The organism is Allobosea sp. CS1GBMeth4, from assembly GCF_900185715.1.
Lineage (GTDB): Bacteria > Pseudomonadota > Alphaproteobacteria > Rhizobiales > Beijerinckiaceae > Allobosea.
This window is the reverse complement of record NZ_FYAS01000042.1, coordinates 1-14,280: the sequence shown is the minus strand read 5'-3', so window position 1 is coordinate 14,280 and position 14,280 is coordinate 1. Positions and strand designations below refer to the sequence as shown.

Sequence of the window (14,280 nt, the reverse complement as noted above, 5' to 3'; positions counted from 1 at the left end):
TAGCGGCCTGATTCAACGACTGCGAGGCCTATCAGCGAATCTCGCAGCGGCAGCGGCCGAAGCCCACAGGCGCGGCGCTCCTCATCGCGAAGGAGGGAGCGGATCCGCCGCTATCGCGGCTGCAAACCCACCGGGCCGATCGCGGCGAGGATGCGGTCGCTGACCGCAGGGGAGAAGCCCTTGCGGGCCAGATAGAGCCGCGCGTCGAGCGCAAACAGCGGCTCGATCTGGCCCAGCCTCCGCAGAACCTCGTCGAGCCCGGCCCTGTCGTTCGCGGTGGCGTTCATCATGGCGCGCGCGATCAAGGCGAGCGGCGTCTCGTCCGCCTCGATCAAGGCGGCCTGGTTCTCGGCGAGCTTGCTCGCGCCGGTCAGATAGGCCGCGAAATAGAGAAAGGCATCGTACCAGGAGGGGCGCCCATTGCTCAGAGCCACGGCGCGCTCGAGCAGAGGCAGCCCTTCCGCCGCCCGGTCGAGCTGGACATAGCGCGCGCCGAGATCGGCCATGATGTCCGGGTCGTAAGGATTGCGCGCCAGGGCCTCGCGGCCGGATTTGAGCGCCTCCTCGGTCATGCCGCGCAGGAATTGCGCCTCCATCAGAGCCTGATGCGCCCTTGCGCTGGCGGGCGCCAGCCTCACCGCATTGACTGCGGCGGCGAGGGCGCGGTCGAGCGGCGCGCCGGACCGGACGTTGAGGCCGGAGGCATGTTCGTCCGCGGTGAGAAGCGCGAGATGCGACCAGGCGGGATGAAAATCCGGGTCGCGCGCGAGCAGCGCATCGAGGCAGCTCCGCGCGGCGAGGTGGTCCTCCGGCTTCATGTGGCGGCGGAAATTGAGCGCCTGGTAGATGCAGCCGATCGCCGGTGGCAGCGTCGCCAGCCTGAGATCGGCGTGGAGGATGCCGAAGGGCTGGACCAGCCGGATCGCCAGATCCTGCGCGAGATCGCGCAGTTCCGGCCCTTCGCTCACGCCGGCAAGGCTGCGCTCGCCGGACGTCGTCCAGACGATGCGCCCTTCCCTGGCGGTGCTCAGCCGCACGAAACCTTCGACCTTGTCGCCGGCACGGGCCGTGTTGAGCGTCAGCACGTAATCGGCGCCGTCCTCCAGCCGCAGCGGCCCTGCCGGCGCCTTCACCACCAGGAGGTCGTCGAAGCGGGCCATGGTGTCGACGAGATGGCGGATGAACAGCCGAGCCGCGTCCTCGACCGCAGGATCGACGAGATCTCCGGCGACCATGACGGCGAGAACGGGCAGGCTGGCGGGCGCCGATTGCGGCTCCGAGCGCTGCGCCATGGCCACCTGATCGGACGCGGCGGGGGCGGCGGGCCGCTGGGCCTGCACATCCGCATCCTCCTGCGGCCCGGGCCCCGGCCCGGAGGCGACGAGAAGCCAGATCGCGAGCGCCAGCAGCGCCGACATCGCCAGAGAGGCGACGGCCAAGGCCATGATGCGCGGCCGCCCCGGATCGGACGGGAGCGGCTGCACCGGCTCGGCGGACGCGGCCGCCGGCTCCGGCTCGGTGGCGGCGAGGCGCGTGAAGCTCGGCACATAGGCGCCGACCGGTATCGCGATCCGGATCGGATCGCGCGCGCCTTCGGCGGCGAAGTAGAGATTGAGCGCCTTGCGCAGACGGCCGGCCTCGACGCGGACGATCGGATCGGACTGCGGATCGAAATCGGCCGGGCGCCCGAACGCCTCGACGGCGATGGTGTAGCCCTTGAGCTCTCCGGAGCGGCCTGCGAGCCATTGCTCGACGACATAGCTCAGGAAGGCGGTCAATTGCGGCGCGCTGCGGAAGATGTCGGATGCGAGGACACGACCGAGCTCCGCGCGGATCTCCTCCGGCGCGATGGGCGCGTTCTCGTCAGGACCGGCGACGTCCTCGGCCATCGGGGCGTAGTCCAGTGTTACCCCCTGTTCAGCCTACGCCCGAAACGACGTAACGTCACCTGCGCCGATGGACGAGCCGTCGCCCACCGGACGCAGGCATGCCCCGAGCCGGCGTGGATTTACAGCCCCGACCGCGCTGCTAGGTTGAAGAAGCCTTAAAACCCAGACGGGACCGGACCATGACCTCTGCGCCGCGCGCCATCAGCTCGCCGAACGACCTCGAAGCCTACTGGATGCCGTTCACGGCGAACCGCTCGTTCAAGCAGAACCCGCGCATGGTGGCCCGCGCCGAAGGCATGTTCTACTATACGCCGGAGGGCAAGCCGGTGATGGACGGCACGGCGGGGCTGTGGTGCTGCAATGCCGGCCATGCGCGCGAGCCGATCATCCAGGCGATCCAGGCGCAGGCGCGCGAGCTCGACTACGCCCCGTCCTTCCAGTACGGCCATCCCAAGGTCTTCGCGGCGGCGGCGCGGATCGCCGCGCTGGCGCCCGGCGATCTCGACCACGTCTTCTTCGCCGGCTCGGGGTCGGAAGCGGCGGATTCGGCGCTGAAGATCGCCCTCGCCTACTGGAACGTCTCGGGCAAGGGCTCGAAGACCCGGCTGATCGGCCGCGAGCGCGGCTATCACGGCGTCGGCTTCGGCGGCATCTCGGTCGGCGGCATGGTCAACAACCGCAAGTTCTTCGGCGGGCTCCTGACCGGCACCGATCACATCGCCCACACCTATGACCGGGAGAAGCAGGCCTTCAGCAAGGGCGAGCCCGAGTACGGCGCGCATTTCGCCGACGATCTCGAGCGCGTCGTCGCCCTGCACGACGCCTCGACCATCGCCGCGGTGATCGTGGAGCCGATGGCGGGCTCGACCGGCGCCCTGCCGCCGCCGAAGGGCTATCTCAAGCGGCTGCGCGAGCTCTGCGACAAGCACGGCATCCTGCTGATCTTCGACGAGGTGATCACCGGCTTCGGCCGCCTCGGCTTCGCCTTCGCGGCCGAGCGCTACGGCGTCATCCCGGACATGATCACCTTCGCCAAGGGGGTGACCTCCGGCACGGTGCCGATGGGCGGCGTGATCGTGCGCAAGCACATCTACGACACCTTCATGAAGGGGCCGGACAACGTCATCGAGCTGTTCCACGGCTATACTTATTCGGGCCATCCGCTGGCGGCGGCGGCGGCGCTCGCCTCGCTCGACATCTATCGCGAGGAGGGGCTGTTCGAGCGCGCCCGCGCCATGGAGTCGATGTGGGCCGATGCGGTGATGAGCCTGAAGGGCGAGCCGAACGTCGTCGACATCCGCACGCTCGGCCTGGTCGGCGCGGTCGACCTCGCACCGCGAGCCGAGGGCGCGGGCAAGCGCGGCTACGAGGTGATCGAGCGCGCCTTCCACGAGGAAGGGCTGATGATCCGCACCGCCGCCGACACCATCGCCTTCTCGCCGCCGCTGATCATCACGGAGACCCAGGTCGAGGAGCTGATCGGCAAGCTGCGCCGGACGATCCGGGCCGTGGCGAACTGATGCGCCACATGCCATGGACCGGCGCGTCTTCCTCGCAGGCATCGGCGCGGCGTTGACGGCGACCGCACCAGCCGCGCAGACCCAGGCGCGCTCCTGGCAAATATCGTCGCTCGCCGAAGCAGGGTTCCGACCCGATGCCGGCGAGCGGATCGACAAGGCCTTCGCGGCCGGCGAGCTCAGCGGACTGCACGGTCTCGTCGTGCTCCGGCACGGCAGGATCGCGCTGGAGCACTACTTCTCCGGCGCAGACGAGATCTGGGGCGATAGTCGCGGCGTCGTCACCTTCGACGCCGATGAGCTTCACGATCTGCGCTCGGTCTCGAAAAGCATCGTCGGCCTCGTCTACGGCATCGCCCTGACCGGCGGACTGGTTCCGAAGCCCGACGCGCCACTCCTGGCGAGCTTTCCGGACTATCCGGACCTCGCGGCCGATCCGGCCCGCCGGCGTCTGACCATCGCCCATGTGCTCACCATGACGATGGGCACGGAATGGGACGAGTCACTGCCCTATACCGATCCGCGCAACAGCGAGATCGCGATGGAGAATGCGCCCGATCGCTACCGCTTCATCCTCGACCGGCCGATCCTGCGCGCGCCCGGCGAGGCCTGGACCTATAGCGGTGGTGCGACTGCACTGCTCGGCCACCTGATCGCCAAGGGCAGCGGCAAGCGGCTCGGCGAATTCGCGCGCGAACACCTGTTCGCGCCGCTCGGCATCGACCGCTTCGCCTGGACCAATGGCCGCGACGGCCGGGAAGCAGCGGCATCTGGCCTGCGCCTGCCACCGCGCGATCTCGCCGCGATCGGGCAGTTGCTGCTCGACAAGGGACATCATGCCGGCCGGCAGGTCGTGCCGGCGGCATGGCTCGAGCAGAGCTTGACGCCCCGCACGCAGACCAATGACGGGCTTGGCTATGGCTATCAATGGTATCTCGGCCGCGACCAATCGGGCGCCCCCTGGTACGGCGCCTTTGGCAATGGCGGCCAAAGGCTGATCGTCGCGCCGAAACAGCAGATGGTCATCGCCGTCACCGCCGGCAACTACAACAAGCCGGGCAACTGGCAGATGCCGGTCAAGCTGGCCAACGAATTCGTCTTCGGCGCTCTCCTTCAGTAAGTCTGCTCACCCCCTTCTCAGCTTGTTGTACCGCGCCACCAGCCGCTCGCGCTTGAGGCGGGACAGGCGGTCGATCCAGAAGATGCCGTCGAGCTGGTCGATCTCGTGCTGGTGGCAGATGGCGAGCAGGCCGTCTGCCTCCTCGCTGTGCTCGCGGCCCTCCAGATCGCGATAGCTGACGCGGACCTGGGCATGGCGCTCGAGCTCGTCGCCGACGCCCGGCATCGAGACGCTGCCCTCGGCGTGGCGGATCATCTCCGGCGAAGCCCAGTCCAGCACCGGGTTGACATAGGTCCTGACCTCGCCCGGCGTCAGCTCCAGCACGACGAGCCGCGACGGCACGCCGATATGCGGCGCGGTGATGCCGATGCCCGGCGCTGCCCGCATGGTGTCGAGCAGATCCCCGGCGAGCGCGCGCAGATCGGCGTCGAAACGCATGACCGGCTGCGCGGGCAGGCGCAGCCGGGGATCGGGAAAGGCGACGATCGGCCGGACAGCCAAGGCCGGCTCCGTCCTCAGGCCGCCGCCTTCTTCCCGGCGCTGCCGTAGAAGCTCTCGCCGGTCCTTGCCATGCGCTTCAGCAGCCGGTTCGGCTTGAAACGCTCGCCATGCTTCCTCGCCAGGCTTTCGCAGAGCTTCACGAAGGCGGCGGCGCCCATATTGTCGATATAGGAGAGCGTGCCACCCGAATAGGGCGCGAAACCGAAGCCGATGATCGAGCCGACATCGGCCTCGCGCGGATCGGTGACCACACCTTCCTCATAGGTCCTGGCCGCTTCGAGCGCCTGCGTCACCAGCAGCCGGTGCTTCAGCTCGTCCATGTCGATCAGCTCGGGCTCGAGCCGGTTCCCGGTGAGATCGGCAAGGCCCGGCCAGAGCCGCTTCGGGCCGGCTTCCGGATAGTCGTAGAAGCCCTTCCGGTTCTTGCGGCCGAGGCGGCCGTGCTTCTCGACCATCTCGGTCAGCAGCTTTTCCTGCGCCGGGTCGACAGCCCCCTCGCCGAGCTGGGCCTTGGTTGCCTTCAGCACCTTCCAGGCGAGATCGACCGCGACCTCGTCATTCAGCGAAAGCGGGCCGACCGGCATGCCGGCCTGCTTGCCGGCGGCCTCGATCATCGCCGGCGGCACGCCCTCCATCAGCATGAGGTGACCCTCGCGGATGTAGTTGCCGACGCAGCGATTGGCGTAGAAGCCGCGCGTGTCGTTGACGACGATCGGCGTCTTCCTGATGGCGCGGACATAGTCGAGCGCCATGGCGAGCGCCTTCTTGCCGGTCTTCTTCGCCATGATGATCTCGACCAGCAGCATCTTCTCGACCGGCGAGAAGAAATGGATGCCGATGAAGTTCTTCGGGCGCTCGCTATGCGCGGCGAGGCCGGTGATGGGCAAGGTGGAGGTGTTGGAGCCGAAGATGGTCTTGGGCCCGACCACGGCCTCGACCTTGGCGATGACCTCGGCCTTGACCTTGGGATCCTCGAACACCGCCTCGACGATCAGGTCGCAGCCCTTGAGATCGGCATAGTCGGCGCTGGCCTTGATGCGGGCGAGGAGCGCGTCGCGATCGGCCGTCTTGGCTCTGCCCTTCATGATCTGGTCGGAGACCAGCTTGTGCGAATAGGCCTTGCCCTTCTCGGCCGCCTCGACGTCCCTGTCGACCAGCACCACCTCGATGCCCGCATTGGCGGTGACATAGGCGATGCCGGCGCCCATGAAGCCGGCGCCGATGACGCCGACCCTCCTGAGCTTCGACGCCGGCACGTCGGCCGGGCGACGGGCGCCCTTGTTGAGCTCCTGCATCGAGACGAAGAGCGAGCGGATCATCGAGGCCGCCTCCTTCGTCCGCAGGATCTTCGCGAAATAGCGGCTCTCGACCTTGAGACCGAGATCGATCGGCAGCTGCAGGCCTTCATAGACCGCGCAGAGGATTGCGCGGGCCGCCGGGTAGTTGTCGTTGGTCTCGCGGCGGTAGATCGCATTGGCCGGCGGCCAGATCTGCATGCCGGCCGGCGAATGCACCTTGTTCGAGGGCAGCTTGAACTTCGGATCGTCCCAAGGCTGCTTCGCCTGCGGGTTGGCCCGGAGCCATTCCTTGGCGGCGGCGACGATCTGGTCGCGCGGCACGACCGCATGGACGAGGCCGGAATTGCGGGCCGGCAGCGCCTTGATCTGCTCGCCCTTGAACATCATCTGCAGCGCGTCGCCGGTCTGCATCAGGCGGGCCACGCGCTGGGTGCCGCCGGCGCCGGGGAACAGGCCGACCTTGATCTCGGGCAGGCCGACGCGGGTCGAGGCATCGTCCGAGACGACGCGGAGCTGGCAGGACAGCGCGAGCTCGAAGGCGCCGCCGAGGCAGACGCCGTGGATCGCCGCCGCGAACGGCTTCCCGCAGGTCTCGAGCTTGCGGTAGAGTTGGCTGAGCTTGCGGCTCTCGTCGAAGAAGCTCTGCATCGCGACCTGCTCGCCCTTCTCCTTCGCCAGATTGACGTAGAGGTCGCGCAGGCCCTGGAGCATGGTGAGGTCGGCGCCGCCGGAGAAGCTCTCCTTGCCGGAGACGACGACGCAGCCCTTGATGGCTTCGTCGCCCGCGACCTTGTCGACGATCTTGTCGAGCTCGCCCATCACCTCGGGCGTAATGACGTTCATCGAGCGCCCGGGCATGTCCCAGGCCAGGGTGGCGATGCCGTCGGCGTCGGTCTCGAAGCGGAAATTGGTGAGGTTCATCGGCTCTCTCCTCAAACCCGTTCGATGATGGTAGCGACGCCCATGCCGACGGCGACGCAGAGCGTGACCAAAGCGGTCTGCTTGTTCGTCCGCTCCAACTCGTCGAGCACGGTGCCGAGGATCATCGCGCCGGTGGCGCCGAGCGGATGGCCCATGGCGATGGCGCCGCCATTGACGTTGAGCACCGCGTCGTCGATGTCGAACGCCTGCTGATAGCGCAGGACGACCGATGAGAAGGCCTCGTTCAATTCGAACAGGTCGATGTCCTTCACGCTCATCCCGGCCTTCCTCAGGACGAGCTCGGTGACGTCGACCGGGCCGGTCAGCATCAACGCGAGATCGGAGCCGGTGGTGGCGAAGGCCCTGATGCGGGCGCGTGGCTTGAGCCCCGCCGCCTTGCCGGCCTTCTTCGAGCCGACCAGCACGGCGGCGGCGCCGTCGACGATGCCGGAGGAATTGCCGGCGTGGTGGACGTGATTGACGAACTCGACATCAGGATGCGCCGCGGTCGCGACCGCGTCGAAGCCGCCCATCTCGCCCATCTGGACGAAGGAGGCCTTAAGCGAGGCGAGCGCCTGCATGTCGGTGTTCGGGCGGATGGTCTCGTCACGGTCGAGGATGATCAGCCCGTTGACGTCGGTGACCGGGATCACCGACCGGCCGAAGCGGCCCTCTTCCCAGGCCTTGGCGGCGCGCTTGTGCGAGCGCACGGCATAGGCATCGACATCGTCGCGCGAGAAGCCGTATTTGGTCGCGATCAGATCGGCCGAGACGCCCTGAGGCATGAAATAGGTGTCGATGGCGACGGAGGGGTCGACGGCGATGCCGAAGCCCGAGGCGCCCATGCCGATCCGCGACATGCTCTCGACGCCGCCGCCGATCACCATCTCCTTCTGGCCGGACATGACCTGCGCCGCGGCGAGGTTGACCGCGTCGAGGCCCGAGGCGCAGAAGCGGTTGATCTGAACGCCCGGCACCTGCTTGCCGTAGCCGGCCTTGAGCGCGACCGTGCGGGCGATGTCGGCCCCGGCCTCGCCGACCGGGTCGACGCAGCCATAGACCACGTCCTCGACGAGATGCGGGTCGAGCCCGTTGCGCTCCTTGATGGCGCGCAAGGTCTGCGTCCCGAGTTCGATCGCGGTGACCTCGTGGAGCGAACCGTCGGCCTTGCCCTTGCCGCGCGGCGTCCGGACGTGATCGTAGATGAAGGCGTCTGCCATGTTGCTCCTCCCGGAGTGGCCGGTCGTTTTCGGCTCGTCGCCGCCGCGTCAGACTGCGCCGGATCGAGCCGAGAGTAATCGAAAGAACCGCGCCGTCATCCCGGACGGAGCGTAGCGGAGCTCCGGGATCCGTCGAAGGGTGCCGGAGCTCTATGATGGATCCCGGACCGGCGCCGCCGCGCGGCATGTCCGGGATGACGAGCCAGCCCTGGGGCGGCCGGTCAGAACTGCTCGGCGCTGAGCGCCATGGTGGTGTCGGCGCCGGCGGTGATGCGCGCCAGATGCGCCGCGGTCTCGGGCAAGGTCCGCTCCATGAAGAAGCGGGCGGTGACGAGCTTGGCGTTCATGCGCTCGGTTCGGCCGTCGGCGCCGGCCTTCAGCTGCTCCTGCGCCACCTTGGCCATCTTGGCCCACATATAGCCGAGGCAGACCAGGCCGAGCAGGTGCAGGTAGTCATGCGCGCCTGCACCGGCATTGTCCGGCCGCGCGAGCGCGTTCTGCATGAACCACATCGTCGCCTGCTGGAGATGGCCGAGCGAGGCGGCGAGCGAGACCAGCAGCGGCTTCAGCGCCTCGTCGGTCTCGTTCTCCTTCACGAAGGCGCCGACCTCGTTGAAGAAGGCCATGATGGCGCGCCCGCCGTCGCGGCCGAGCTTGCGGCCGATCAGGTCCATCGCCTGCACGCCGTTGGCGCCTTCGTAGATCATGGCGATGCGGGCGTCGCGGACGAACTGCTCCATGCCGTGCTCGGCGATATAACCGTGGCCGCCATAGATCTGCTGGGCCTTCACCGCGTTCTCGAAACCGATATCGGTGAGCATGCCCTTGAGCACCGGCGTCATCAGGCCGAGCTGGTCGTCGGCGGCCTGGCGCTCGGCGGCGTCGCCCGAGCGGTGAGCCACGTCGGACTTGATCGCGTTCCAGAGCACGAAGGCGCGGGCGGCCTCGTTGAAGGCCTTGATCGACATCAGCGTGCGGCGCACGTCCGGATGGACGAAGAGCGGGTCGGCCGGCTTGTCCGGGTTCTTGGCGCCGGTGAGGGCCCGGCCCTGAAGGCGGTCCTTGGCGTAGGCGACGGCGTTCTGGTAGGCGACCTCGGACTGGGCCAGGCCCTGGATCGCGACGCCGAGGCGAGCCTCGTTCATCATCACGAACATGGCGTTGAGGCCGCGGTTCTCCTCGCCGACCAGCCAGCCCTTGGCCCCGTCATAGTTCATGACGCAGGTCGAATTGCCGTGGATGCCCATCTTGTGCTCGATCGAGCCGCAGGACACCTTGTTGTTGGCGCCGACAGAGCCGTCGGGACCGACCTCGTTGCGCGGCACGACGAAGAGCGAGATGCCCTTCACGCCGGCCGGCGCCCCCTCGATGCGGGCGAGCACGAGGTGGATGATGTTCTCGGTGATGTCCTGCTCGCCGGCGGAGATGAAGATCTTGGTGCCGGTGATGGCATAGGAGCCGTCGCCGTTCGGCACGGCCCTGGTCTTGATCAGGCCGAGATCGGTGCCGCAATGCGGCTCGGTCAGGTTCATCGTGCCCGACCACACGCCTTCCGCCATCTTCGGCAGATAGGTGCGCTTCTGCTCGTCCGAGCCGTGGACGTAGAGCGCGGCCATCGCGCCCATGGTCAGGCCCGGATACATGGCGAAGGCCATGTTCGCCGAGGAGGAGAACTCGTTCATGATGGCGCCCAGCGTGTAGGGCAGGCCCTGCCCGCCATAGTCGGGATCGAGGGCGAGCCCGATCCAGCCGCCCTCGGCATAGGCGCGGTAGGCCTCCTTGAAGCCCTTCGGCGTGGTCACCGAGCCGTCGGCATTGCGCCTGCAGCCTTCCTGATCGCCCGAATGGTTGAGCGGCTGCAGCACCTCCTCGCAGAGCTTGGCGCCCTCGCCGAGCACAGCCTCGACCAGGTCCGGCGTCGCCTCGGCGAAGCCCGGGAGATTGTTGTAGCGCTCGAGCTGGAAGACGTCGTTGAGCAGGAACAGCGTGTCCTCGACGGGTGCCTTGTAGATCGGCATCGCATCCCTCCCTGGCTTTTCGGCAACGGTTCTGACGAAGCCTGCCTGCCGGCACGACAGCGGCGCTTCGAGATAGTTCACATATAAACTATCTGGACGCGACTTGCCAAGGGGGCAGTCGATCTTTTTTGGCCGTTCCGTCACGGCGAAGGGCGCCGAACCTTCCGGCGGGCGGGGCGTTCCTGTCATTCAACAGGACATGCAGAATGCCGGATCACCAATCGCCTGGCGGCTTTCCCGTTTCGGCCGGTATCCTCTTCGGTCTCGGACTGGGCGGGTTCTTCGACGGGATCGTGCTCCACCAGATCCTGCAATGGCACCACATGGTGACGAGCGCCGGATATCCCGCCGACACGGTCGAGAACCTGAAGATCAACACCTTCTGGGACGGCCTGTTTCACGCGAGCACATACATCTTCACCGGCGTGGCCCTCTATGTCCTGTGGCGCTATTCGCGCAGGGAGCACATCCGCTGGTCAGGCAGATTACTGCCCGGTGCGATGCTGATGGGCTTCGGCATCTTCAACATCGCGGAAGGCCTGATCAATCACCAGATCCTCGGCCTCCACCACGTCAACGAAACGGTGCCGCGCACGCAGTGGATCTACTGGGACGTCGCCTTCCTGATCTGGGGCGCCGCCATGGCGGCGGGCGGCTGGAACCTGCTCAGGCGCGGCAAGGAGGAGACCGCGGCACGCACGGCGGCCGGCGGCGCGGAATGAATCCGGCGAGGAGCCTGGCGGCTCGCGGCCTGTACATAAAAGAAGCCCCGGGCCAATCGACCCGGGGCGTCGCAGGCATTCTCCGCCAGGGCGGTCGACCGGCCCGGCGTCAGGGCGACAGGCGCGCGAGCGTCCCCTCGAGCTCGGCGATGGCAGCCTCGATCTCGGTGCGCTGGCTGCGCAACAGCTCGAGCTGCTCGGCGATCTGCCCACGGCTGAGCTGCAGGCCGCCGACCGAGGCGGACGGTTCCTTGCCCTTGGCCTCCTTGCCTTCCTCGTTGGCGAGCATGGCGCGGATCTCGACGAGGGTGAAGCCGAGCTGCTTGCCCTTCAGGATCAGGGCGAGGCGTGCGCGGTCGCGGCCCGAGTAGATGCGGGTCATGCCCGAGCGGGCCGGCGCGAGCAGGCCGCGCGACTCGTAGAACCGCAGGGTGCGCAGGGTGACGCCGAACTCGCGGGCGAGATCGCTGATGGTGAAGCCACCGGCTTCGGCGTCGTCGAGGGTTTGGGAGGCGGCGCGGCCGTCGAAATTCGATACGGCCGCCAGAGCTGAGCTTTGGCGCGACATGATCTGATCCTTGAGGGTTCGAAAGGGGACGGCCTGCAGCGTCGGAGGCGGATCCCGCGGTTGATGCTACTGTAGGCACACGACTCCCTTACGTCACGTAATTCCCGTGCGGCCGGGGGTAAGTTACCGTTATGGCCCTGTTTGATCGCCCGATCGCGAGGAGGTTTCCGGAAAATTAACGCTGGAGGCGGGGATCTTAACCCTCTGTTTACCGTGACAGCGAAAAGTCGACGCTGCGATCTGCAGCCTCAGCCGCATCAACCCGATGTTCATGATTGCCGGGATCGCCGGGCGCCCGTGTGAGGGGGAGCGAGCGTCCTTGGCCAAGACCGGCCCCTCGAGGCGAGCGTGACATGGCGACCAGCCTGCCCTGGAGCGTCAAAGGCGTCGATCCGCGCACGCGGGACGCGGCGAAGGCCGCGGCTCGCCGGGCCGGCATGACGCTTGGCGAATGGCTCGACAGCAAGATCCGCGAAGAAGCCGGCGAACCCAACGCCGCCGCGAACGACACCGAGGATCACGACCTCGCCGCCTTGTCGGACCGCCTCGCCCGTCTTTCCCAGGGAACCATGCAGACCGCCGCCGCTCCGCAGCCGGCCTCACCAAAACCGGATGTCGCGCGCGAGCGCATGGACGCCTTCATCACCCAGGCGGCCCTCGCCGAGCGCCTGACGCGCGACAGCAACGCCCGCACCGCGAGCGCGCTCGATTCGATCGCCAAATGGATGGAGCGCACCGAAAGCCGCCTGTCGCAGGGCGAGCGCGCCACCGTGGAGCGCCAGGAGCGCGCGACCGCGGTCATCGCCGACGCGATCAAGGCGATGGGCACGCGCCTCAGCGACATCGAACGCCGGACGGAGGAGACGGGACACCGGCCCTCGCCGCCGCCGGCGCGCTCTGTGCTCAGCCGCGACGGCCTCTCCGCCGCGATCTCCGATATCCGCCAGCGCCAGCGCGCGCTCGACAGCGGCGCCAGGGCGCCGTCACTGGCGGGCCTGCGTGACGACCTGCGCCAGCTCGGCGAACGGATCGCTCCGGCGCAGCCGGCGATGCGCGCCGAAGAGACCCGCGCCGCCTACCGGCCGCTGGAACAGGCGATCGGCGATCTCGGCGCACGGCTCGACCGCCTCGACGCGCGCGACCGGCTCGACCCGGTCCTGAAGCCGCTGGCCCGGATAGAGGCCGAGATCGGTCGCTTCGCCGAGGCGCAGTCGCGCGAGGGGTACGGCCGCTTCGAGCTCGAGATCGCGCATCTCGCTGCAAAGGTCGACGCGCTCGTCGCGCGCGGGGACGACCGCCAGACGCTCGCTCCGATCCTGCGCGAGATCGCGGAGATGCGGGAACTGATCTCGGCGACCGACGGCCGCCGGATCGACGACCTGTCGCTGCAGCTCAATGCTCTGACCTCTGACATCGGCCGCCTGCGTGATGATACCCGCGACCTGCATGGCCTGTCGCGGGCGATCGAGGACGTGCGTGAGACGCTGCTCGCCGATCGTTCGCGCGGGCGTGGGGACGAGAGCGAGCCGCTCGCCGCGCTGTCGCGCCAGGTCGAATCGCTCGCCAGGAAGATCGATTCCCTGCCGGCGATGAAGAGCACCGTCATCGACGGGCAGGTCGACCAGCTGATCGCCCGCCTCGGTGAGCTCGATGCCGCGGGCCGTCCCGTCTCGAACGAGCTCGCCGAGCGGGTCGAGGCGCTGGTGATCAAGCTCGAACATCTCGCCGACCGGCCGCCCAGCCGGCTGGAAGAGCGGATCGACGCCCTGACCGACCGAATCGAGCAGCTCACCGCCTCGAGCGCGCTCGCGCAGATCGCCGACGAAGGCGGAACTCCGCTCGCCCGGGTCGACATGCGGCCGGTCGAGGAGATGCTGCGCAATCTCGCAGCCAAGATCGACGAAGCCGGCCTGCCGGGCGCAGGAGCCGATTCCTTCGACGCGCTCGAGCGGCAGATCGCCGGGCTGACGCAGCGGCTCGACGAACAGGCGGCGATGCGCACCGCCGAGCATGGCATCGAGCGGACCCTGCAGGACCTCGTCGTCCACCTCCAGAGCATGCGCGAGGACACCGCCGCCGCGGCGGAGCGGGCGGCGCGCGCCGCCATGGCGGATCTCGCGCCGTCGCGCGGGACGAGCCTGTCCGAGCTCAGCGACCTGATGACCGGCCTGCGCGAGACCCATGTCTCGGCCGGGCGCGATACCCAGGACGCGATCGGCGCGGTGCACCGGACGCTGGAAACCATCATCGGCCGTCTCGGCGACCTCGAAGCCGAGCTCGGCGTCGACCGCGGCCGGCGCAACGCTGCTCCGGCGCGGTTGCCAGAAGCGGCGGGCATATTGGCCATAAGGACGGTAGTAGCGGTCGTAATAGCCGCGCGCCATGTAGGGATAGGCGCCCGGGTACGGAACGAGCGTCGCCCAATAATAGACGTTGGAATAGCGTGGATAGTAGATGAAGTGGCTGACGGGTGCTGGCCCGCAGGCCACTCCCCTGGGAGCCCGGC

At 68.1% G+C, this 14,280-nt stretch carries 10 protein-coding genes; 4 read left to right on the top strand and 6 right to left on the bottom strand.

The window, feature by feature from the left end; translation table 11 throughout:
* Positions 1 to 110: 110 nt before the first annotated feature.
* The gene (locus tag CS1GBM4_RS20920; RefSeq protein ID WP_186420693.1) at positions 111 to 1,889 is read right to left on the bottom strand and encodes a hypothetical protein; all 1,779 of its coding nucleotides are present in this window, start codon (positions 1,887 to 1,889) and stop codon (positions 111 to 113) included.
* A gap of 179 nt (positions 1,890 to 2,068) precedes the next feature.
* On the opposite strand from CS1GBM4_RS20920, the gene CS1GBM4_RS20915 reads away from it, so the two are divergent.
* Both CS1GBM4_RS20915 and CS1GBM4_RS20910 read left to right on the top strand, forming a co-directional pair.
* Entirely contained in the window at positions 2,069 to 3,409 is a 1,341-nt protein-coding gene (locus CS1GBM4_RS20915; RefSeq protein ID WP_186420692.1) for an aspartate aminotransferase family protein, read from the top strand.
* A gap of 13 nt (positions 3,410 to 3,422) precedes the next feature.
* Positions 3,423 to 4,526, top strand: coding sequence for a serine hydrolase (locus CS1GBM4_RS20910; protein ID WP_186420691.1), 1,104 nt, complete (start codon positions 3,423 to 3,425; stop codon positions 4,524 to 4,526).
* Between the two features lie 6 nt (positions 4,527 to 4,532).
* Here CS1GBM4_RS20910 and CS1GBM4_RS20905 read toward each other — a convergent pair whose 3' ends face one another.
* The 4 genes from CS1GBM4_RS20905 to CS1GBM4_RS20890 all read right to left on the bottom strand — a co-directional run bounded on the left by CS1GBM4_RS20905 (position 4,533) and on the right by CS1GBM4_RS20890 (position 10,484).
* Positions 4,533 to 5,027: a peptide deformylase gene (locus tag CS1GBM4_RS20905; RefSeq protein ID WP_186420690.1), complete on the bottom strand. Its 495-nt coding sequence runs from the start codon at positions 5,025 to 5,027 to the stop codon at positions 4,533 to 4,535.
* Positions 5,028 to 5,041: 14 nt separating this feature from the next.
* A complete protein-coding gene (locus tag CS1GBM4_RS20900) occupies positions 5,042 to 7,246 on the bottom strand; it encodes a 3-hydroxyacyl-CoA dehydrogenase NAD-binding domain-containing protein (protein WP_186420689.1) in 2,205 nt (734 codons plus the stop codon).
* Between the two features lie 11 nt (positions 7,247 to 7,257).
* Positions 7,258 to 8,466, bottom strand: coding sequence for an acetyl-CoA C-acetyltransferase (locus tag CS1GBM4_RS20895; RefSeq protein ID WP_186420688.1), 1,209 nt, complete (start codon positions 8,464 to 8,466; stop codon positions 7,258 to 7,260).
* Between the two features lie 221 nt (positions 8,467 to 8,687).
* Positions 8,688 to 10,484: an acyl-CoA dehydrogenase C-terminal domain-containing protein gene (locus tag CS1GBM4_RS20890; RefSeq protein ID WP_186420687.1), complete on the bottom strand. Its 1,797-nt coding sequence runs from the start codon at positions 10,482 to 10,484 to the stop codon at positions 8,688 to 8,690.
* Between the two features lie 206 nt (positions 10,485 to 10,690).
* Between CS1GBM4_RS20890 and CS1GBM4_RS20885 the strand changes: the two genes are divergently transcribed.
* Positions 10,691 to 11,206 carry a DUF2243 domain-containing protein gene (locus CS1GBM4_RS20885; RefSeq protein ID WP_186420686.1) on the top strand — a complete coding sequence of 172 codons (516 nt, stop codon included), beginning with the start codon at positions 10,691 to 10,693 and terminating at the stop codon, positions 11,204 to 11,206.
* Positions 11,207 to 11,315: 109 nt separating this feature from the next.
* Here the strand turns inward: CS1GBM4_RS20885 and CS1GBM4_RS20880 are convergent, their stop codons facing one another.
* A complete protein-coding gene (locus CS1GBM4_RS20880; RefSeq protein ID WP_186420685.1) occupies positions 11,316 to 11,774 on the bottom strand; it encodes a MerR family DNA-binding transcriptional regulator in 459 nt (152 codons plus the stop codon).
* A gap of 353 nt (positions 11,775 to 12,127) precedes the next feature.
* Here CS1GBM4_RS20880 and CS1GBM4_RS20875 point away from each other — a divergent pair.
* Positions 12,128 to 14,280: hypothetical protein (locus CS1GBM4_RS20875; RefSeq protein WP_186420684.1), on the top strand; the 2,153-nt coding region annotated here is incomplete at its 3' end.

Excerpts from the sequence above, each read along its gene's own strand:
- CS1GBM4_RS20885 (WP_186420686.1), top strand. The coding sequence starts at position 10,691 with ATGCCGGATCACCAATCGCCTGGCGGCTTTCCCGTTTCGGCCGGTATC.
- CS1GBM4_RS20900 (WP_186420689.1), bottom strand. The coding sequence starts at position 7,246 with ATGAACCTCACCAATTTCCGCTTCGAGACCGACGCCGACGGCATCGCC.
- CS1GBM4_RS20910 (WP_186420691.1), top strand. The coding sequence starts at position 3,423 with ATGGACCGGCGCGTCTTCCTCGCAGGCATCGGCGCGGCGTTGACGGCG.
- CS1GBM4_RS20895 (WP_186420688.1), bottom strand. The coding sequence starts at position 8,466 with ATGGCAGACGCCTTCATCTACGATCACGTCCGGACGCCGCGCGGCAAG.
- CS1GBM4_RS20880 (WP_186420685.1), bottom strand. The coding sequence starts at position 11,774 with ATGTCGCGCCAAAGCTCAGCTCTGGCGGCCGTATCGAATTTCGACGGC.
- CS1GBM4_RS20920 (WP_186420693.1), bottom strand. The coding sequence starts at position 1,889 with ATGGCCGAGGACGTCGCCGGTCCTGACGAGAACGCGCCCATCGCGCCG.
- CS1GBM4_RS20915 (WP_186420692.1), top strand. The coding sequence starts at position 2,069 with ATGACCTCTGCGCCGCGCGCCATCAGCTCGCCGAACGACCTCGAAGCC.
- CS1GBM4_RS20890 (WP_186420687.1), bottom strand. The coding sequence starts at position 10,484 with ATGCCGATCTACAAGGCACCCGTCGAGGACACGCTGTTCCTGCTCAAC.